The sequence below is a fragment of the Blautia aquisgranensis genome (assembly GCF_040096615.1).
Lineage (GTDB): Bacteria > Bacillota > Clostridia > Lachnospirales > Lachnospiraceae > Blautia_A > Blautia_A aquisgranensis.
The window spans coordinates 139,402-158,361 of sequence record NZ_JBBMEJ010000007.1 but is presented as its reverse complement, the minus strand read 5'-3'; the positions used below and the strand labels follow the sequence as shown (position 1 = coordinate 158,361).

The 18,960-nt window shown below is 45.0% G+C and carries 19 protein-coding genes; 3 read left to right on the top strand and 16 right to left on the bottom strand.

Annotated elements, in window-relative coordinates:
* Positions 1-58: 58 nt before the first annotated feature.
* The 11 genes from WMO28_RS07805 to WMO28_RS07755 form a co-directional block, all read right to left on the bottom strand.
* A complete protein-coding gene (locus WMO28_RS07805; protein ID WP_119239628.1) occupies positions 59-295 on the bottom strand; it encodes a hypothetical protein in 237 nt (78 codons plus the stop codon).
* Positions 285-776 carry a DUF3990 domain-containing protein gene (locus WMO28_RS07800; protein ID WP_349056598.1) on the bottom strand — a complete coding sequence of 164 codons (492 nt, stop codon included), beginning with the start codon at positions 774-776 and terminating at the stop codon, positions 285-287. The genes WMO28_RS07805 and WMO28_RS07800 overlap by 11 nt, the downstream gene beginning before the upstream one ends.
* Entirely contained in the window at positions 773-991 is a 219-nt protein-coding gene (locus tag WMO28_RS07795; RefSeq protein ID WP_081019526.1) for a DUF3791 domain-containing protein, read from the bottom strand. The genes WMO28_RS07800 and WMO28_RS07795 overlap by 4 nt, the downstream gene beginning before the upstream one ends.
* 318 nt (positions 992-1,309) lie before the next feature.
* Positions 1,310-1,651, bottom strand: a complete 342-nt coding sequence (locus WMO28_RS07790; protein ID WP_117557014.1) for a nucleotidyltransferase domain-containing protein — start codon at positions 1,649-1,651, stop codon at positions 1,310-1,312.
* 254 nt (positions 1,652-1,905) lie between these two features.
* Positions 1,906-3,516 (bottom strand): amidohydrolase, encoded by a 1,611-nt coding sequence (locus WMO28_RS07785; RefSeq protein WP_349056596.1) that lies wholly within the window; start codon positions 3,514-3,516, stop codon positions 1,906-1,908.
* Between the two features lie 3 nt (positions 3,517-3,519).
* On the bottom strand, positions 3,520-4,971 hold the full coding sequence (locus WMO28_RS07780; RefSeq protein WP_148447369.1) for an alanine/glycine:cation symporter family protein: 1,452 nt from the start codon (positions 4,969-4,971) through the stop codon (positions 3,520-3,522).
* 361 nt (positions 4,972-5,332) lie between these two features.
* On the bottom strand, positions 5,333-5,824 hold the full coding sequence (locus WMO28_RS07775; RefSeq protein ID WP_349056594.1) for an ureidoglycolate lyase: 492 nt from the start codon (positions 5,822-5,824) through the stop codon (positions 5,333-5,335).
* Positions 5,825-5,959: 135 nt separating this feature from the next.
* Positions 5,960-6,490, bottom strand: a complete 531-nt coding sequence (locus WMO28_RS07770; protein WP_178643320.1) for a EutP/PduV family microcompartment system protein — start codon at positions 6,488-6,490, stop codon at positions 5,960-5,962.
* A gap of 19 nt (positions 6,491-6,509) precedes the next feature.
* Complete coding sequence (locus WMO28_RS07765; RefSeq protein WP_178643322.1) at positions 6,510-6,941, bottom strand: BMC domain-containing protein; 432 nt, start codon at positions 6,939-6,941, stop codon at positions 6,510-6,512.
* 11 nt (positions 6,942-6,952) lie between these two features.
* Positions 6,953-7,318 carry a BMC domain-containing protein gene (locus WMO28_RS07760; protein ID WP_178643324.1) on the bottom strand — a complete coding sequence of 122 codons (366 nt, stop codon included), beginning with the start codon at positions 7,316-7,318 and terminating at the stop codon, positions 6,953-6,955.
* A gap of 274 nt (positions 7,319-7,592) precedes the next feature.
* A complete protein-coding gene (locus WMO28_RS07755) occupies positions 7,593-8,096 on the bottom strand; it encodes an NUDIX domain-containing protein (protein WP_178643326.1) in 504 nt (167 codons plus the stop codon).
* 225 nt (positions 8,097-8,321) lie between these two features.
* Here WMO28_RS07755 and WMO28_RS07750 point away from each other — a divergent pair, with 225 nt between their 5' ends.
* From WMO28_RS07750 to aroD, 3 genes are all read left to right on the top strand, one after another.
* Entirely contained in the window at positions 8,322-10,319 is a 1,998-nt protein-coding gene (locus WMO28_RS07750) for an oxidoreductase (protein WP_349056593.1), read from the top strand.
* 194 nt (positions 10,320-10,513) lie between these two features.
* On the top strand, positions 10,514-11,392 hold the full coding sequence (locus WMO28_RS07745) for a shikimate dehydrogenase (RefSeq protein ID WP_178642781.1): 879 nt from the start codon (positions 10,514-10,516) through the stop codon (positions 11,390-11,392).
* Between the two features lie 30 nt (positions 11,393-11,422).
* On the top strand, positions 11,423-12,184 hold the full coding sequence (gene aroD, locus WMO28_RS07740) for a type I 3-dehydroquinate dehydratase (protein ID WP_178642780.1): 762 nt from the start codon (positions 11,423-11,425) through the stop codon (positions 12,182-12,184).
* Between the two features lie 97 nt (positions 12,185-12,281).
* Here aroD and WMO28_RS07735 read toward each other — a convergent pair whose 3' ends face one another.
* The 5 genes from WMO28_RS07735 to WMO28_RS07715 form a co-directional block, all read right to left on the bottom strand.
* Entirely contained in the window at positions 12,282-13,673 is a 1,392-nt protein-coding gene (locus WMO28_RS07735; protein ID WP_178642779.1) for a SulP family inorganic anion transporter, read from the bottom strand.
* 198 nt (positions 13,674-13,871) lie between these two features.
* The gene (locus WMO28_RS07730) at positions 13,872-15,074 is read right to left on the bottom strand and encodes an MFS transporter (protein ID WP_178642778.1); all 1,203 of its coding nucleotides are present in this window, start codon (positions 15,072-15,074) and stop codon (positions 13,872-13,874) included.
* Between the two features lie 5 nt (positions 15,075-15,079).
* Complete coding sequence (gene aroE, locus WMO28_RS07725) at positions 15,080-15,961, bottom strand: shikimate dehydrogenase (RefSeq protein WP_178642777.1); 882 nt, start codon at positions 15,959-15,961, stop codon at positions 15,080-15,082.
* 134 nt (positions 15,962-16,095) lie between these two features.
* Complete coding sequence (locus tag WMO28_RS07720; protein WP_349056592.1) at positions 16,096-18,021, bottom strand: oxidoreductase; 1,926 nt, start codon at positions 18,019-18,021, stop codon at positions 16,096-16,098.
* Between the two features lie 92 nt (positions 18,022-18,113).
* The gene (locus WMO28_RS07715; protein WP_178642775.1) at positions 18,114-18,953 is read right to left on the bottom strand and encodes a TIM barrel protein; all 840 of its coding nucleotides are present in this window, start codon (positions 18,951-18,953) and stop codon (positions 18,114-18,116) included.
* Between the last annotated feature and the right edge of the window lie 7 nt (positions 18,954-18,960).

The window sequence follows — 18,960 nt, the reverse complement described above, 5'->3', positions numbered from 1 at the left end:
CCTGATACAAGTAAGTCCCACCCACTGCTTATTGCTCCTCGCAATTGAAGCAGGGGACTTACTTGATTCGGTTAAAAAGTTCTGACTCATTCTCAATCAAATCTTCTGCCAGATATTTCGCATCCATATTTTCTATTCCATAACTGTCATTTGAAATTTGTTCAGCAAGTTTACTGGAATAATAAATATCAAATGCCTTTCGCAAATCTATCCCTTTCATTTCGGAAATTGCATTAATAATATCGTTTTCCAAATTTTGCTTATAAACTTCTTCCAATTGCTTCTTATCTACCATTGTTTTCCACCTCATATGCTCTTTTAAAAGTGATCACTCGATTCAGTGTTTCCTGATTTACAATACAGATTTGATTATTCATCTTATAGTATCGCAATTCATTTAAAACTTTTTCCTTATCCCATAATCCTCTAAAATACATATCTACAGTCTTAAACACGTCATCATCCGCAACATTTCCTATAATAATGTCATATTCCTTATTTAACGGCTGTCCTTTTCTACATGCACATACAAAATCGAGCCATTTCTCATTTTCTTTTTCAAAAGATAATACCTTAAAATCATCCCATTCTTCAGATAATTCATAAACATTAACTATTGCAGCCTTTTCCTGTCTCATGCCCTTTCGGACTGCCCATTTCTTTGCCTGATTTTCGAAAGTTGTAATATAAAATCCCCGGCCAAAATCCAGATACTTTTTCGAATGTACTACGTCCGGACTTTTTATAATTTCTGTTGATCCATGATATACGATCATACATTAACTCCTTTTTCTCTCACATAATCGGTAATATCTTCTACCAAATATTCCTTTCCCTGTGTATGAAGAACATCGTAACATTTAATAATATAGTTATCCAAAATTCCGGTTGAATTTAATATTTTATACACTTTGGCTGGAGACATCTTCCACTTATCCGCAAGACTATACAGCATGAATATTGAAAAGCTCAATTCTTTTTTCTCACACATAATCACCACCAACCTTTCCGTCATATTTATATTTAGATTATAACAAGTATTTTATGTTCATACACTATATTTTTCATTATTCAAAAAAAGCAGGCAATGAAAAGTCACAAAATCTCTTCAGTCACCCGCTTTTCACCCATACTCTCGCCACTACCACTTCCACGATATTGGATGTTCAACCACCCACATACCAAAAAATACAACTATTGATTCTCTTTATAATCCTCAATATAAAAATAATGTTCTTGCTGTTTTCAGATCATTTCAGCTGTTTTCAGGCGATGCAACGACAGATCCCGTCTAGTACCGATTTCCTGATTATGCTGCTCCATACAAAACTACCCCTTCTTTATGAATATTGGAATAAAATGGATAGTTCACGATCCACTTGTTAAAATGCGCTTCACTTTTTGCAATAGGCTTTATATCCGTGTCATGATCCATATTAAAGTCGTAGGTCATGTACGAGAGCTGTTGTGCATATGCCTTTAATTCCAGATCTGATATATCCACCAGGATCATAATGTCTACATCAGAATCCGGGCGGAAGTCCCCCCTTGCATAAGAACCATAAAGGATTATCTGGCGTACATGGGAACCATAAATCTTCTTGACCGCTTCCACATACTGTTTAATTAAATCCTGCATAATCTTTGGCATACATCATCACCTCATTTTCTGCTGATAATACTATAAGTTTCTCAATTCACAAATCTTTCTTCTTGATTTTATTATAACCAGTTTACCTTCGTTTCTCAATCAATATTTTCCATGTAACAATGTTCCTGCTTTCTTCGATGAATTTTGTTCACCGTTATGGTATACATCTTGTTCTATATTTTTACTGAAATCAAAAAAAGCAGAGCCTGCTCCACTCAGACTCTGCCTCTCACTTTTTTCTTTTTATACTGCCGTTATTCTTCTACTTCTCTCTCATAAACGATCTCACCGCCAAGAACTGTCATATCCACTTTCGTGGTCTTAATCTCATCCGGGTCGATCTCATAGATATCCTTCTCGATAACTACGAAGTCCGCATTTTTACCCACTTCGATGGTTCCGTTCTCTTCTTCTGTATAGGAAGCGTAAGCTGCGTTTTTTGTAAAAAGCTTCACCGCTTCATCTACAGACATTTTTTCGGATGGGATCCAGCCTTCCTGTGGCTGACCGCTGATATTTTTGCGGGTGACTGCAAAATAAATATTCTCCATGGCATCAAAGCTTACCACAGGAGCATCCGAACCGCCGGACGCATGGATTCCCATATCCAGCATACTCTTCCATGCATACACCTTATCCATACGGTGTGCACCGATGGCAGGTTCCACTGTGTTCATATCCAGATCGATAAATACCGGCTGGATATATGCCAAGAGAGCCTGGTCTTTCATCCCCTGCAAAATACGCGGATTGGTGATCTGGCAATGTACGATACCATGTCTGCCCTTTTTATTATCCTTCCGGTAAGGAGATTTCGCAACTGCCTCAATGACCATATCCATGGCACGATCGCCGATACAGTGTACCGCTGCCTGCATCTGATGCCTGTCAAAAAAAGCAAACAGATCGTCAAGCTCATTCTGACTGAATGTGATGATCCCGGTATTTCCCGGCGAATCCTCGTAAGGCTCATTCATGGCCGCTGTTCTTGCACCAAGGGAGCCATCCTGGATCAGCTTCATCGGCCCGATCGTAAAGTGCTCTCCCCTCTGCCCTGTACGATATCCTTCTTCAATAAAAGCCTTCGCATCCTCCGCCCGTTCAAAAAGGCACTGCTCATAATGGCGGATATTCAGCTCTCCCCGGGCATCCAACGCTTTGTAAGAATCCATGATCCGACGCCAGTTTTTTCCCGGAAGGGAGGCAAGATCATCGGACTGTACCCCTGTAAATCCACATTCATTCAGCTTCTTCGCACTGTATTTGATGTAGCCTTCCACTTCTTCCTGGGACGGTGCATCCAATACGGAAGAATAAAACTGTACTGCGTTCTCCTTCAGAAGTCCGGTATCCAGATCAACCTCCTTCTCAAACTCCGGGAACTCCGGGATTTTTTTCAGAAGCTCCAGACCGCAGCTGTTGCACACAGCCACATGCCCGCAGACACGCACCATAATGATGGGGATTTCCATTGAAAGTGCATCCAGCTCATCCTTATGCGGATAGCGTGGCTTATCAAAATGCTCCTCATTCCAGCCTCTGCAGTAGAGCCAGGTCAGCTTCTGACCTTTGCTCTCCTCCAGTCTTTTTTTTGCTGCGGCAAGCATTTCCTCAACACTTGTACAGTCAAACAGTTTCACAGATCTTTCCACAAATGCATAATGCAGCATATGCATATGTGTATCCACAAAACCGGGCAGCATCAGCCTTCCCTTAAGATCGATCCGTTTTTTGCAGGAAAAAGCTTCCGCTTCTTTATCTGTTCCCACAAAAACAATCCGGCCATTTTCGATTCCCACAGCCTCTGCTACTTTTTCACTGTTATCCAGTGTTCTTATACATCCGTTAAAAAAAATCGTATCCACTGTTTATTTTTCCTCTTTTTCTTTTTTATCCTCGTAGAAAAGTGCCATATCCTTGTCTACCTTTCCGATTCCCATGTAACGCGCCTTGTAATCCTTCAGCAGTTTAAAGAAGGTACCACTTAAGATAAATAATGTGGCAACATTTACAAATGTAGGGAATACGGTTGTAAAGTCTGCAATTACCCACAGCTGCGCCGGTGTTCCGTTTCCGTAAAGAGTAAGCACTGTGACCAGAAGACCCCATAATGGTGTTCCAAGGATAAAAACCTTCTCTGCGATCTTCAGAACCTTCTGATTATTTTTCAGCCAGTGCTTCAGGATCACGCTGTAGTAGGTGAACCATCCGGTTGATGTTGTCAGTCCGAAAAGGAAAATACTGATCGCGATCAGTGCTCTCGCAACAGAGCCCATTCCGGACTCAAATGCTGTCAGTGTCAGCTCTGATCCCTGAAGTCCTGAATTCCAGTAGCCGGTGGTGATAACAACAAGACCTGTCATGGAGCAGACTACGATGGTGTCTGCAAATACCTCAAATGCTCCCATCAGGCCCTGTTTTACAGGATGGTCTGTTTTTGCGGAAGCGTGGATCATCGGAGAAGTTCCCCAGCCAGCCTCGTTGCTGTATACAGAGCGGGCAAATCCAAGACGCATTGCTGTTGCAACACCGGCTCCCATAAATCCGCCGACTGCCGCCTGTGTTGTAAATGCCCCCTTGAAGATCAGTCCAAAGGTTTCCGGCAGCTTGTCAAAATTCACTACCAGTATTGCAAGAGATCCTACAATGTAAAGCATGCACATGATCGGTGTCATATAGGAAGAGATCACACCGACTTTCTTTACACCGCCGATGATGATCAGGTAGATCGCTGCCACATACAGAAGTGACGGCACGATGTACGGCAGGTGGAAGGTACTTCCGACAGCCTCTGATACTGTATAATTCTGTAAGGTGATGAACCATGTCATAAAAATACAGCCGCCGAACAGTACTGCAAAAAGTTTCCAGAAGGGAAGCTTTTTCTCTCCGCCAAGACCCTTCTGCATGTAGTAGGTCGGGCCTCCCTGGTACTCACCATTTGGCTGTTTTTCTCTGTAGTACACAGCAAGTGTTACCTCTGCCATCTTGATGACCATAGCAAGAAGCGCCGCGATCCAGAGCCAGAATAATGCACCAGGTCCTCCTGTTGCAATGGCTGTTGCAACACCGGACATGTTGGATACTCCAACGGTGCCGCCGATCGCAATGGAAATAGCCTGGAACGGTGTCAGGCTCTTTCCGTCGTCTCCGCCTTCCTGACGGCGTTCTTTACTGAACATGTTTTTCACAATGTAACCAAAATGGCGGAACTGGAAGAAACCGGAACGTACTGTCAGATATACGCCTGTAGCGAGAATCGTGATCAGCAGCGGCAGTCCCCAGAGCCAGTTGGTCAGGTTTTCAAAAAGTGCAAACATCTTTTCCTCTCCTGTTCTCTTATTCTTTTGTTTTTGCAACCCCTGTCTGAAAATTTACTGCTAGGGTGAGCCATCAGTTCCTGGAACCAATGGCTCACCCTGAATCAATGGTGCAGAAAATCCCCAGAGTATGAAGCTCTGTCCGGTGTTCTCGATGCATGACCTTAATCGATCATATATCTGCGAGCCCCGTTCTTCCTCTTCATGCCCTGGAGATCTTATTTCAGTCCACTTAGTTTTTCAAACCTCTGTAGTATACCATAAACGAAAATATTTTTCTACTTTCCGATATGAAAATCTGTATTTTTATTCAAAAATAATGAATATTTTTGTTCAGATAAATTTCACACATTCTGACAGCTTATTCCGTCACGATCCGGAACCAGTCTTTCTCCTCAAACTCAACGACTGTGCAGTCATTTGCATAAGTACATTCCGGCAGAATGATCATCGCATGAAGCACTTCGTTATTTACAGGAAGCGGACATAAATGCCAGATCGCAGCATTGATCTTTACCATACATCCCTTCGGTATAATGAAAGCCTTTGCAAGCTGTGGTACCGGTGTTCCTGCGGAAGCCGGAGCTACATGAATGATCATATCATCATCCAGAGCTACGATTCCCTCCCAGGTTGTTGTGTGGTACTCCGCACATTTTACGATCCTGTCATCTTTTTTTACTTCGATCGGGGAAAATCCCATACTTCCCATGGCAGTTCCGGATATCCGGTCCGGATAAAATTTATGAATCTCTCCTTCCAGCGGATATCCTTCCGGATGCGTCATATCACAAAATGTTCCGTATGGTGCAAATTCTTCCTTGGTGATCTTTACTGCTTTCACTTCTCTCATAATATATACCTTCTCTCTTTTTAATTTTTCACTATAAAATTCCCCAATTATATCAGCCGTTGTAAAAAATGCAGAACCACTTCTTCTCTGTGTTCTGCATTTTCTTTCATATATATAATATTTCTGATTTTTCCTCTACCGGATGGATTCCGGATATTCCACACCTTCCGGCATGGGGTCCCACTCATTCAGTCCAATGCTCTGCTTATATTTCGCCTGCTCCAGTGTAAGCTTCGGAAGATCAGCTTTGAGATAATCCATCAGCTCACTGATTCCTTCTCTTGTCTTATTATTTACCATGAAGATCCTCTCACAGCCCATGTTCTCCATCCATTGTCTGACCATGGGAATGTTCGCATGGGGAGAATCCACCTTGGTGATGATCCCGATCAACGGCCGGAGAAGAAAATTCCTGCTGCCGTCACTGAACAGGTTAAACGGCTCGTTGGCTGCCTGCACAATAGCGATCACATCCGCCTCAAAGGAAAAGCATGCCAATCCTACACTGAAATGCTTGGACTCCGCATATTCTCCCGGTGAATCAATGGTATCTTCGTTTGTATTTGTATACTGGGTCTTGTGATAATGAAGCTCTTCGCCCTTCAGTGCCTGCGTCAGAGAAGTCTTGCCAGCCTCGCTTCGACCCATCAGAAAAATTTTTTTCATTTTTTATCCCGTCCTGCTGTCAGCTTCTGTGGATCTCACAGACATCAAATTTCAGTGTTTCATGGAAAAAGCGTACAACCTCTTCCACCGCTGTCATAACTTCCATAAAACCGCCTGTCAGTATCAGTGTGCCACAGAAACGATCCATAAATCCGATCTCCACATGTGCAGCCTTCACTGCCACATCCGCTGCCACAACAATCGCTTCCCAGGGTGTGACACGAACCATGCCGATAGAATCCCCTCTGTGATCCTCACCTTCATGGACACCGATATGTAAAGCAAGATTCTCATATACAGATTTATCATTCGGTGTGAACACATGGGCAAAGGATAATTCTTTTCCCGGAACCCGTACCCGGGTGATCCGAAGTCTCTTTCCCTTCAGATTCTCATAATCATCATGGAAAAGCCTCTCCAGCAGTTCTTCCCTTGTTATTCGTTCTTCCATGGTACACTTCCTTATCGCTTGGTGATCTTACATACTACGTATCCAAGGGTATCACGGAAATAGTCCACGATCTCCTGCATAGCAGTCTCTACATCGGAAATCTCACCTGTAATGATCAGTGTACCTGTGAAACGGTCCGCAAAACCAAGATATACATTACCGCTCTTCACTGCAATATCGGATGCGATAACTGCTGATTCGGAAGGTGTCATATTCATGATGCCGATTGCAGATGAGCCATAATCTACCTGCGGGTTCAGTCCCAGCTTCTGATATATGATAGGTGCCGGGCCTCCCATCACATGGGCAAATGTGATCTCTTTACCGGCTACGGTCTCCTGCACGATCCTGATCTGGTCTTTATGTTCATCTGCCATTTATGATTCCTCGCTTTCAAAAATTTCGTACTGTATTCTTACTATTCGATAAGCCGGATCTCTATCGTATCCGGCTTATGATATTTCTACATTTTATCTAGTTAAATTTTACTATTTATAGATTTTAATGTCAAGACAATTCTTTGAAAACAAGGCAAAAAACAACGTTTTCAAAAATGAAAATCCACAAAAAACAACATTCCATTTTCAGTTTAAGCTGTATAACAGGCAAAAACGCCCGTCTTCACCACACATTTCCACAGCTGTCTGCTTTTCAGAACTCAAATGCAGCCTTGATACTGTCATAGTGAAGGAATTTTCCCTCTGCCGCAAACGCCCGAATCTGATCCAGTGTGGCGAACATGTAGCCGTCTGTCTCCTCTGTCTGGAGCTTCAGATCCGCATCCTCCACATCCATGACAAATCTGTACACATCCACAAAATAATTGTCGCCTTCTCCCGGGTTCTCTCTTTTATAGGTAAAAAGATATCCTCCCTCTGCGCTGCCGGCATCCAGCCCTGTCTCCTCTTTTACTTCGCGGAGCACTGCATCACGGGAAGCCTCTCCTGCCTGTGCTGCACCTCCGGAAACCTCCCACCAGCCCGGAGCCCATGCTTTGGTCATCACACGTTTTGTAATCAGAAACGTGTGATCCGATCTTGCCACAACTCCCAGCACTGTCAGATGATATTCTCCATCCTTCAGGCACCAGTCATTGCGTTTCATGGTACGTCCCGTCAGTTTCTTATCTGCATCATAAATATCCCAGTATTCCATTTTTATCTCCTCTTTCGCTGTAGATTCAGCAGTCTTTCTATCTGTTATGATACCACGTTAAAGTATCTTCTGTAAACCCTGGTATATGGAATCAACAGTACTGGAAAATCTATAGATTATTTTTATTATATTACTTGTATTATGAATTAGTTTTATAGATACTTTTGTTATATAATTAACACAAACAAACGATTCTATTTAAATAACCAGGGAGGTTTTTCCAAAATGAAGAATGATTATCCACATATTTTTGCCCCGTTAACAGTTAAAAATATGACGATCAAGAACCGTATTGTTATGATGCCGATGGGCACCAATTACGGTGAGCAGAACGGCGAAATGAGTTTTCTTCACATCAACTACTATGAGGAGCGTGCAAAGGGTGGCACAGGCCTTATCATCGTGGAGAATGCAAGTATTGATTCCCCACAGGGCTCCAACGGAACCACACAGCTGCGTATCGATCATGATAACTATCTTCCGCGTCTTTTCAAATTCTGCGAGAATATTCACAGATACGGAACAAAGATTGCAATCCAGATCAATCATGCAGGTGCTTCTGCAGTCTCTTCCAGAATCAATATGCAGCCGGTTTCCGCATCCAACATTCCTTCCAAGGAGGGAGGCGAGATTCCGCGTCCACTTTCCAAAGATGAAATTCTTCACATCGTAAAAAAATACGGAGAGGCTGCAAAACGTGCACAGACAGCAGGTTTTGATGCAGTAGAGATCCATGCTGGACACTCTTACCTTATCAGCCAGTTCCTTTCTCCGCTTACAAACGACCGTACCGATGAATTTGGCGGATCTGTTGAGAACCGTACACGTTTCTGCCGTATGGTCATCGACGAAGTCAGAAAACAGGTCGGTCCTTTCTTCCCGATCATGCTTCGTCTCAGTGCAGATGAGCTGATGGATGGTGGAAATACACTTGAGGATACACTCAAATACCTTGAGTACCTTCAGGAAGAGGTTGATATCTTCGATGTTTCCTGTGGTCTTAACGGTTCCATCCAGTACCAGATCGATGCAAACTATCTTCCGGACGGATGGCGTTCTTACATGGCAAAGGCTGTGAAAGAGAAATTCAACAAACCATGTATCTCCATGGGTAATATCCGTGACCCGAAAGTTGCAGAAAAAATCCTTGCTGATGGCGATGCAGATCTCATCGGTATGGGCCGTGGTCTTATCGCAGATCCTGCATGGGTGAACAAAGTTGCTACAGGTCATGAATGTGATCTCCGCAAATGTATCTCCTGTAACGTAGGCTGTGCAGGAAACCGTATCGGTGTCAACCGCCCGATCCGCTGTACAGTAAACCCGTCTGTTCTTGAAGGCGATGTCTACAAGAAACAGCATGTAAACAAAAACTGCAACGTTGTTGTTATCGGTGGCGGTACTGCCGGCCTGGAAGCTGCCTGTACAGCCGCAGAGGTTGGCTGCAACACTTTCCTTCTTGAAAAAGGAAACGAGCTTGGCGGACTTGCATCCCTGATTTCCAGGATCCCTGCAAAGAAACGCCTTGCTGATTTCCCTCACTACCTTATGAACCGTGCCGAGCAGCTTGATAATCTTTACATCTTCAAAAATACCGAGGGAACACCGGAAAACATTCGCAAGTTCCATCCGAACATCATTGTAAACTCCACAGGATCTGCTCCGCTTCTTCCACCAATTGCAGGCCTTATGGATCATATTGACAAAGACAACTATAATATTTATTCTATTCTTGGTATGATCAGCCACATTGATCAGTTCCCGAAGGATCTTGAAGGTAAAAAAGTTGTTGTTGTCGGTGGCGGCGCTGTAGGTCTTGATGTTGTGGAATTCTTTGCAGACAGAAATGCAGATATCTCTATCGTTGAGATGATGGATCAGATCGGACGTGACCTTGATCCGGTCAGCAAGAACGATACAAAGACTATGATGAAGAAACACGATGTACATCAGCTTACAAAAACTGCTCTCCTTGAAGTGAAGGACTCCTCCTTCCTTGTGAAGGGCGACGGTGAGCCTTATGAGCTTCCATTTGAATACGGATTCGTATGTCTTGGAATGAGAGCTCAGGGGCAGCTTTTCCAGAGCCTCACAGAGGCATTCGCTTCCGAGGATGTTGAGATCATGAACATCGGTGACAGTCAGAGAGCAAGAAGAATCATTGACGGTACCCAGGAAGGACGTAACATCCTTACTATTCTCGAGCAGAAGGGCTACCTTTAATTCTTTGATATTGCTATAACCTCCTCCGGGTATTCCCAATCCTGCCCGGAAGAGTGTCTATAGATTTTCCACGTCTTCCTCCCGCGGCAGTCATTATAAGAACAATCCGCAAGTTCTTATGATCCTTGTGGCGGGAGGTTTTAAGATTAATCAAACTTTACCCAGGATTTTTACCAACGAGAGGAGTAATTACCATGTCAGAAAGAATCACAGGACACACAGAGCTGATCGGTCTTATGGCTTATCCGATCCGTCACTCCAGCTCACCAGCTATGCAGAATGAAGCTTTTTCAAAACTCGGCTATGACTACGCATATCTTGCATTTGAGGTTGGTGCTGATGAGATCGAGGACGCTGTAAAAGCAATCCGTACTCTGAAAATGAGAGGTTCCAACGTTTCCATGCCGAACAAGACTCTGGTAGGACAGTATCTGGACGAGCTCTCACCTGCTGCTGAAATGTGCGGTGCTGTAAACACGATTGTCAACGATAACGGTCACCTTACAGGCCACATCACAGACGGTATCGGATTTATGGCTGCACTGAAGGATAACGATATCGATGTTATCGGAAAGAAAATGACCATCGTAGGTGCCGGCGGTGCTGCCACTGCTATTGAGATCCAGGCTGCTCTTGACGGTGTAGGTGAGATCGTGATCTTCAACCGTAAGGATGAGTTCTGGGATCGTGCCGTATCCACTGTTGAGAAGATCAACACAAAAACCTCCAGCCATGCTGTTCTCTATGATCTGGCTGATCTTGACCAGCTTAAGAAAGAAATGGCTGACAGCTATCTGTTCGTAAATGCAACAGGTGTTGGAATGAAGCCGCTGGAAGGACAGTCCGTAGTTCCGGACAAATCCTACTTCCGTCCTGAGCTTATCGTTGTTGATGTACCATACTCCCCTCTTGAAACTGCTATGCGTCACATGGCAAAGGAAGTTGGCTGCAAGACAATGAACGGCCTTGGCATGATGCTTTTCCAGGGCTCCGCTGCATTTGAACTGTGGACCGGCGAACCAATGCCGATCGAGCATATGAAAGAGATTCTTAACATCAGATACGATGACTGAGATATCCCATCCGTATCGGAAAGGACCATTATGAAAACAGTTCAGGTAAGAAATATCACTATCGGAGAGGGACGCCCGAAGATCTGTGTCCCGATTGTTGGACAGACGAAGGAGGACATCCTCCTCGAGGCAGGAACCTTCGCAAGAATCCCGGTTGACGTTGTAGAGTGGCGTGTTGACTGGTTTGAGAACGTTTTTGACACAGAAAAAGTACTGGATGTGGCAAAAGATCTCCAGACCGTTTTAAAGGACACTCCGATTCTCTTCACTTTCCGTACCGCTAAAGAAGGCGGTGAAAAAGCAATCTCCAATGAAGACTACAAAGCACTTAACATGGCCGTTGCAAAAAGCGGTTATGTAGACCTCGTTGATGTAGAAGCCTTCACAGGCGAGGAGATCGTAAAAAGCATGATCGAGGAAGCACACAGCTACGGTGTAAAAGTCATCGCTTCCAATCATGATTTTGACGCAACTCCGGCAAAAGATGAGATCGTGCGCCGTCTTCGCATGATGCAGGACTACGGCGCAGATATCCCGAAGATGGCTGTTATGCCTCAGAGCAAACAGGACGTACTTACACTCTTAAGTGCCACACTGGAGATGAGCGAGCAGTTCGCCGACCGCCCGATCATTACCATGTCCATGGCAGGAACAGGTGTTGTCAGCCGTCTCACAGGCGAGACCTTCGGTTCCGCCCTTACCTTCGGTGCAGCTACAAAAGCTTCCGCACCGGGACAGATCAATGTCAACGAACTTGAGCAGGTTCTTGACATTATCCACAAAAGTCTCTGATCCCATACCTCCCTTTGGGGATCGCTAAAAAAAAGAGGAACCGCCGGCAGACCCATCCTGCTTGCGGTTCCTCTTTTATCTTTTTATTTTATCTGCTTTACTCTTCTGTTTTTTCTTCGATCACTTTCTCTTCCGGTTTCTTTCTCGGATCCCAGTTGGAAAGGAAAATATTCAGTCCGAAGCCTACAGCCAGGGCCCATGCGGATGCCCATGCAGTACCCTGTGTTGCAAGAACTGCTGCCATAACGCCTGCGATCATCTTGTCACGGTCTGTCTTGCAGTAGTCCATACCGATTCTTGCACAGACAAAAGCCTGGAACATCAGTGTAATAGAAGAACCAACACCGAAGATCGGACGGAAGAAGCTTACTACCGGAATGATCAGCACACTCAAAAATGTAGCAATACGGAAGGACGCCATTCCGCCAAGAAGAGATTTCATGGCTTTCTTTCCTTCTTTGTAACGGATGGAGACAGATACTGTCATACCAACCCATAACGGACCGGAAAGTGGCGGGAACGGTGCGATGATGGAAAGGATCAGGTTTCTCAGACCGCTGACCAGATTGGAACGGCTGGAATTGAAATCAATATACTCATCATCTCTGGACTGACGTGCCTCTGTAACAAGTGTCTCTGTTGTAACAAAATCACCAAACGCGATAACGTAACATACCAGTGCCAGAGGAAGTGCCTTCACAAACATGGAAATCGGCGGGATACCCACGCCAAAGATACTTACCTGGCTGATGATCTCCTTAAACTGCGGAATCTTGATAAAGGTACCGATCTCAAGTCCCGGTTTGTCCAGCTCTCCTACAAGAAGACCGACTACCATGGCGATCAGATACGGAAACAGGTTTCCATAGCGGGCAACAAGATCCAGAAATTTATTGTTCTTTCTCTTCTCCTGATACTTGTCAGAAAAACTGATCAGGATCAGAAGACCTACACCTGCAACAATGGCCAGCGGATATTTGTGCATGTTGCCGCCCTCTCCCAGCTGACCTGCCATAACCGTAACCGGCGCAGCAAGAAGGATTCCACCTTTTACAGAATCCGGCACAGCATGAACGAATTTATCCGCAAGCTTGGTAATGCCCATGAATATGAATACCAGGCCAACCAGCATCTGCAGGGCTATCATCGCCTGTATTCGCTCTTTTCCCATAGGGAAGCCTTCCAGGAACACGATGGTAAGCGGTAAGGTCGGTGTGATCCATCCCGGAACTACCGGATCACCAAGTAAACTGTGCAGCATGTAAAGCATGGTCTCAATGATGACACAGCTCCATGCCAGCTCATAAGGCAGTCCCAGATACTGTTCCAGATATGGAACTGCTGCCAGTGCCGTAACCCCCAGAATCAGGCCCTGGATAAATTCCACAGATTCGATTTTGTAATGAATAAATGGAAAACGAATCTGAAATGGCCCAAACGGAATGTAGGGCAGTTCGTTTTCTCTTCTCTGTCTCGCTGCACGCGCCATAACGATTCTCCTTTGTCTTTTTTTATAAATACATATATAGTATGTTTTTTTCTTTTTGCCGTGAAAGTTTGTTAATTAACAAACATTTCCAGGAACAGCAAAGTCCAATCCGGGAATTGTTCCCGAATTGGAACTTTACTCTATCTGAATTCAGTCATCTTTGTCTGAATCCAGATAATATTGTTGTCTTTCACTGTCTCAGGCTTCCTTTGCACGGTTCATTTTAACAAACAGGGCAAGGAGGATTCCGATAAATGTTACTGCCATGTTGAGAAGCAGGATCATTCTCGGAGCACTGGTTCCGCAAGTCTTTGTGATGTAGCCTGCCAGTGTCAGAATTGTGTAGTTGGCAATACTGGATGCGATCATTACCATGGATGTTGCTGTTCCCTTATTCTCCGGGAAGAACTCAGCTGTTGTGGATACAGCCAGCTGAAGCACACCGCCGGCACCTGCAAAACCGATCACAAAACCACCGATCAGGCAGATGGCAGGATTCTGTACGAAGTAGCACAGTCCCAGCATGATAAAGGAAATCAGCGGATAAATGATCAGAATGTTGATCTCTTTCAGTCCTTTTTTAATAAATACAGAGGAGCACAGGATCGCTGCAAAGGTTCCTACTGCATAGAAGGACTGGATCTTGGACGGATCACTTAAGTTGTAAAGCTTTCCAAGCTCCTGGTTACAGTTCAGCCACAGCATAAATGTAGAAGAACTTGTAAATCCAATGAGAATAGCAGCAAAAGCGGCCGGTGTAATCTTGATCTTTGCCTTTTCTTTCTTTGCTCCGGCACCTGTTGCATTTCTCTCAGGGAATGGCAGGAACAGGATCAGGATACCATCGATAAAGATCGCAGCACCTGCAACGATAAAGATGGTTCTGTAGGACATATTAGCCGCTGCTACAAATCCGATCAGGAAAGGAAGCAGGAACTGGCTGATACACATGGAGAATTTTGTAAACAGGTTCGCTACAGACGGATTGTTTACGTAGATTTCCATACATGTCGGGCTTACGCATGTATCCAGGAAGGAGTTTGCGATACCACCTACGATAGCGAATGCATATGCGATTCCCATAGACGGTGCAAATGCAATTCCCATGAAATATGCTGCATAACAGATCACGCCGATGATTCCGCTTAATCTGCGTCCGAATTTATCAGACAGAGGACCGGAAAACGGAAGGGAGATCAGTCTTCCAAGTCCCAATGCAGCAATTACAGATACTACCATGCTGACGTCCATAGTTCCGTCACTTAAGGCCTTGGCTCCCCAGTGGGCAGCAAGCTCAGGCTTGTACTGTCCCATGATGGAAGCACCGATTCCGTGAATGAAATATGTAAAGTACAGCGCGATAGAAGTAATCACTAAATTTTTCTTACCTGTCTGGCTCATTTTTCTTATTTCCCTTCGTTCTCAGCCTGGAATTTCTGGTACTCAGCTGTCGGCATCTCAAGACCTGTGTAAAGCTTGTATGCTGCAGCACCCTGCCACAGAAGCATTCCTTTTCCGCCTACTGCAAGCTTAACGCCTGCCTCTTTTGCCTCTTTTACCATTCTTGTTTCTTCCGGATTGTATACGCAGTCTGCAACTACAAGATCCTTATGGAACATGGATTTGTCAACAAGAGTAAGGTCATCATGTGGTTTCATACCTGCAAGTGTTCCGTTTGCAAGGATATCAGCGTTTGCGATCTCTTCTCTCAGTTTGTCCTGATCGTCAAGGCAGTATACGCTTACTTTGCAGTCCGGTACTTCTTTTGCAAGTTTCTCAGCTGTTCCTTTTGCTCTTTCAAGGAACGGATCGTTCGGATTGAAGATTGAGATGGAAGCAGCTCCGTCAAGAGCACTCTGTACAGTAAGAGCTGTTGCAGCTCCGCCTGCTCCTAAAACTACCATCTTTTTACCCTTTACGTCAACACCGTGCTCTTTTAAGTTGCGGACAAAGCCGATTCCGTCTGTGATATGTCCGATGAGTTTTCCATCTTCGTTAACGATGGTGTTTACAGCACCGATGATTCTTGCTGCCGGTGAAAGCTCATCTACGCACTGGGCAACTTTGTTCTTGCAAGGCATGGTTACGTTACAGCCTCTCATCTTGAACAGACGCATTGCATCAAGAGCTGCCGGAACCTGATCCTCTTTGATATCGAATGCCATGTAAGCATAGTCCAGGTTATGGTACTGGAAGCTGAAGTTGTACATAGCCGGTGATCCTGAATGTCCTACAGGGCTTCCGATCAGTGCGAGTAAACCAGTTGTTCCTTTAATTCTCTGTTCCATCTTTCTTTACCTCCTGCATTGGTCCAGGCAGACGTAAGCTTTTGCTTCATGGTCTACCCGGATATCTTTTACTGTCCTAAATATGGTACATTTATTTTATATTTTTAAAAATGTCTTCTTTATCTGTTATAAGATCAGATCTGGGAAGCTACGGCATAAGCCTCTTTCGTAGCATCCAGGGCACGTCTTGCTCGGATCGCATCTCCGATCACATGTGTCTCAGGTACAAGATCTTTCAGCTGCTCTTCCAGAGGATTGTAGTTACGGAATCCCATGGAAAGGATTACGGAATCGTAACCTCTTGTCTCATGACACTGTCCGTCTGCTGTCTCATATTCTACACCATCTTCGTAGAACTTGCATACTTTTGCTCCTGTGATCTCTTTGATTCCGTAGTCCTCGAAATCTTTCATCAGATACACTCTGTGCTCATGGATCACATCTGCACCTACTGTATCACGGAACTCGATAACAGTTACTTCATGCTCCTGCTCGCCGAGGAATGCAGCTGTCTCGCATCCAACCATTCCGCCGCCGACAACGAGAACTTTTTTGCCTGCTGCTCTCTTGCCATCCAGAAGATCAGAACCGTGGATGATAGCCGGGTTGTCGATTCCCTCGATTGGAAGGATCAGTGTCTTGGAACCTGTTGCAATGATCACACTGTCCGGTTTCTCTTCTTTTACAAGCTCCGGAGTCACCTCACAGTTCATCACGATCTTCACGCCATCTTTCTGGCAGCGATGGATGTAGCTGCGGATCATGTTTGTGATATCACCTTTTCCTGGCGGGTATGCGGCAAGTCTCATGTTTCCGCCGAGAATGTCTCCTGCCTCATAAAGAGTTACTTCATGGCCTTTCTCTTTTGCGATGAACGCTGCACAAAGTCCGGCAACACCACCGCCGATGACCATAACCTTCTTCGGCTTTTCAGCTTTCTCAAGTGGCTCTGACTCATGACCCAGGAACGGATTGGTCAGACAGCATACCGGATTTCCTGCATACATGTTTGCAACACAGCCCTGAAGACAGGCGATACATGGAGTCATATCCTCCAGGCGCTCCTCCTGTGCTTTCTTCGGCATAGCCGGATCAGCAAGGCTCTGACGTCCAAATGCAACAAGGTCTGCTCTTCCTTCTTTTACCATAAGCTCAGCAAACTGCGGCTCTGTATAACGGCCTACTGTGATCACCGGAATGCTGACTGCACGTTTGATCTCCTCAACCTCAGAAGCGGAGAATCCACCGTGGATAACAGTCGGTGCCCACATAAACTCATCTTTGATATGAACAGCACGGGATACATGTATCGCGTCAAGTCCACAGCTCTCCAGGTATGCTGCGATCGCTGCACTGTCATGAACGTCAAGTCCACCCGGAACCTCGTCTGCACAGTTGATTCTTGCAAGGATAGCGATCTTGCCCTGTGTTGTCTTTTTGATCTCCTCGATGATCAGACGGGAGAAACGCATACGGTTCTCAAAACATCCGCCGAACTCATCAACTCTCTTGTTTGTTCTAGGAGAGAGGAATGTGCTTACCAGATAGCCGTGTGCCATATGGATCTCAACAGCATCTGCACCGGCTTCCATTGCTCTTCTTGCAGCCTCGCCGTATCCTTTGACCAGCTCATAAACTTCCTCAGTTGTAAGCTCCTTCGGGATATCTCTTCCGCATACAGACGGAATGCTGGTAGCTGCTGTGATCGGTGCTCCTGCATTCTTCGCATTTCCCTCAGGACCTGCATTCTGAAGCTGGATGGAAACCTTTGCTCCCTCTGCATGACATCCGTCGATAACCTTGCGGAAGCTCTCGATAGTGGAGTCATCATAGAGACATGGCTTACGCGGGCCACCTTTTGCTCCTTTGTGAACTACAGTAGCTTCGATAGTGATCAGACCGAAACCGCCCTTGGCTCTTTCTTTATAATAAGCTGCGGACTGCTCGCTCATGGTACCGTCTGTGTTTGCAAAGTTATTTCCCATTGGTGGAACAACAAAACGGTTTTTCACTGTCATAGGACCGATCTCGATCGGCTGAAACATCGCATTGAATTTCATTGATGCGTTCTCCTTTCCTTTTTATGAGGATTCCTGTCCGATGCAGTCTCGGGCAGGAATCCTGGATGAATATTTTTCTTTATCTTCTTATATCAGAGTACTTCCGGCCAAGCCTCTTCCAGTACTTTCTTTGTGTTCTCGTATGTATGCTTTGCAGCGTACTCGATACCTTTTGCAAGGTTTGCATCGCTGATAACCTCTACGCCGATTGCGTTTGGTTTGATGCCTTTTTCTTTGATCATTTTTACGAATGGTACTGTTGTTCCGATTCCTGTTCCAGGAGCAAGACGGTCATGCATGGACTCATCTCTTAAGATTGTTGTCGCATATGGTCTTTCCCATACATCGTTGATCTGGATGGAAACGATCTTATCTGCCGGGATTCCCTCAAGTACGGAAAGCTCGATCGGCTGATTTGCTCTTACCCAGTGCCATGTATCAAGGATCAGTTTTGCATTCTCACAGTCAGCTGCTTTTACAACTGCCCAGCCTTTTTTCACATCCGGGATTCCGCTGTATGGCATTGGCTCAACACCGATGATGTATTTGCCTGCTCTGTGGCAGAGCTCGCGAAGCTTCTGTGCTGTGTATTCTACAGAATAGTTCTCCATAAGACCACAGTTGATCTGTTTTACGTTAAATAATTCACACATATGGAAGCAAAGCTGCTCTTTGTATTTCTGCTCGTAGGAACGATGCTCCTCTGCCCACTGTACGATGTACTCAACCTCTGTTACTTTCATGTCATATTTATCCAGGATTGCCAGGATATCAGAATCAAAAAGTCCCTCATTAAGCGCATCTACATAGGTTTCTGCTCTCAGACCGATTCCTTCATAGCCAGCTTCTTTTGCTGCTTTTACGCGGTCCTCAAACTTGCACTGATCTCCCAGTGTCCAGGAACTGATTGTGATTGGAAATTCTTTAGACATGATAATT

Bases quoted from the DNA above. Each gene is read 5' to 3' on its own strand.
- WMO28_RS07765 (WP_178643322.1), bottom strand. From the start codon at position 6,941: ATGGAAGAACGAATAACAAGGGAAGAACTGCTGGAGAGGCTTTTCCAT.
- WMO28_RS07775 (WP_349056594.1), bottom strand. From the start codon at position 5,824: ATGAGAGAAGTGAAAGCAGTAAAGATCACCAAGGAAGAATTTGCACCA.
- aroE (WP_178642777.1), bottom strand. From the start codon at position 15,961: ATGGAACAGAGAATTAAAGGAACAACTGGTTTACTCGCACTGATCGGA.
- WMO28_RS07755 (WP_178643326.1), bottom strand. From the start codon at position 8,096: ATGGAATACTGGGATATTTATGATGCAGATAAGAAACTGACGGGACGT.
- WMO28_RS07720 (WP_349056592.1), bottom strand. From the start codon at position 18,021: ATGAAATTCAATGCGATGTTTCAGCCGATCGAGATCGGTCCTATGACA.
- WMO28_RS07735 (WP_178642779.1), bottom strand. From the start codon at position 13,673: ATGGCGCGTGCAGCGAGACAGAGAAGAGAAAACGAACTGCCCTACATT.
- WMO28_RS07790 (WP_117557014.1), bottom strand. From the start codon at position 1,651: ATGCCAAAGATTATGCAGGATTTAATTAAACAGTATGTGGAAGCGGTC.
- WMO28_RS07770 (WP_178643320.1), bottom strand. From the start codon at position 6,490: ATGAAAAAAATTTTTCTGATGGGTCGAAGCGAGGCTGGCAAGACTTCT.
- WMO28_RS07780 (WP_148447369.1), bottom strand. From the start codon at position 4,971: ATGTTTGCACTTTTTGAAAACCTGACCAACTGGCTCTGGGGACTGCCG.
- WMO28_RS07760 (WP_178643324.1), bottom strand. From the start codon at position 7,318: ATGGCAGATGAACATAAAGACCAGATCAGGATCGTGCAGGAGACCGTA.
- WMO28_RS07750 (WP_349056593.1), top strand. From the start codon at position 8,322: ATGAAGAATGATTATCCACATATTTTTGCCCCGTTAACAGTTAAAAAT.
- WMO28_RS07800 (WP_349056598.1), bottom strand. From the start codon at position 776: ATGATCGTATATCATGGATCAACAGAAATTATAAAAAGTCCGGACGTA.
- WMO28_RS07715 (WP_178642775.1), bottom strand. From the start codon at position 18,953: ATGTCTAAAGAATTTCCAATCACAATCAGTTCCTGGACACTGGGAGAT.
- WMO28_RS07745 (WP_178642781.1), top strand. From the start codon at position 10,514: ATGTCAGAAAGAATCACAGGACACACAGAGCTGATCGGTCTTATGGCT.
- WMO28_RS07795 (WP_081019526.1), bottom strand. From the start codon at position 991: ATGTGTGAGAAAAAAGAATTGAGCTTTTCAATATTCATGCTGTATAGT.
- WMO28_RS07730 (WP_178642778.1), bottom strand. From the start codon at position 15,074: ATGAGCCAGACAGGTAAGAAAAATTTAGTGATTACTTCTATCGCGCTG.
- WMO28_RS07805 (WP_119239628.1), bottom strand. From the start codon at position 295: ATGGTAGATAAGAAGCAATTGGAAGAAGTTTATAAGCAAAATTTGGAA.
- aroD (WP_178642780.1), top strand. From the start codon at position 11,423: ATGAAAACAGTTCAGGTAAGAAATATCACTATCGGAGAGGGACGCCCG.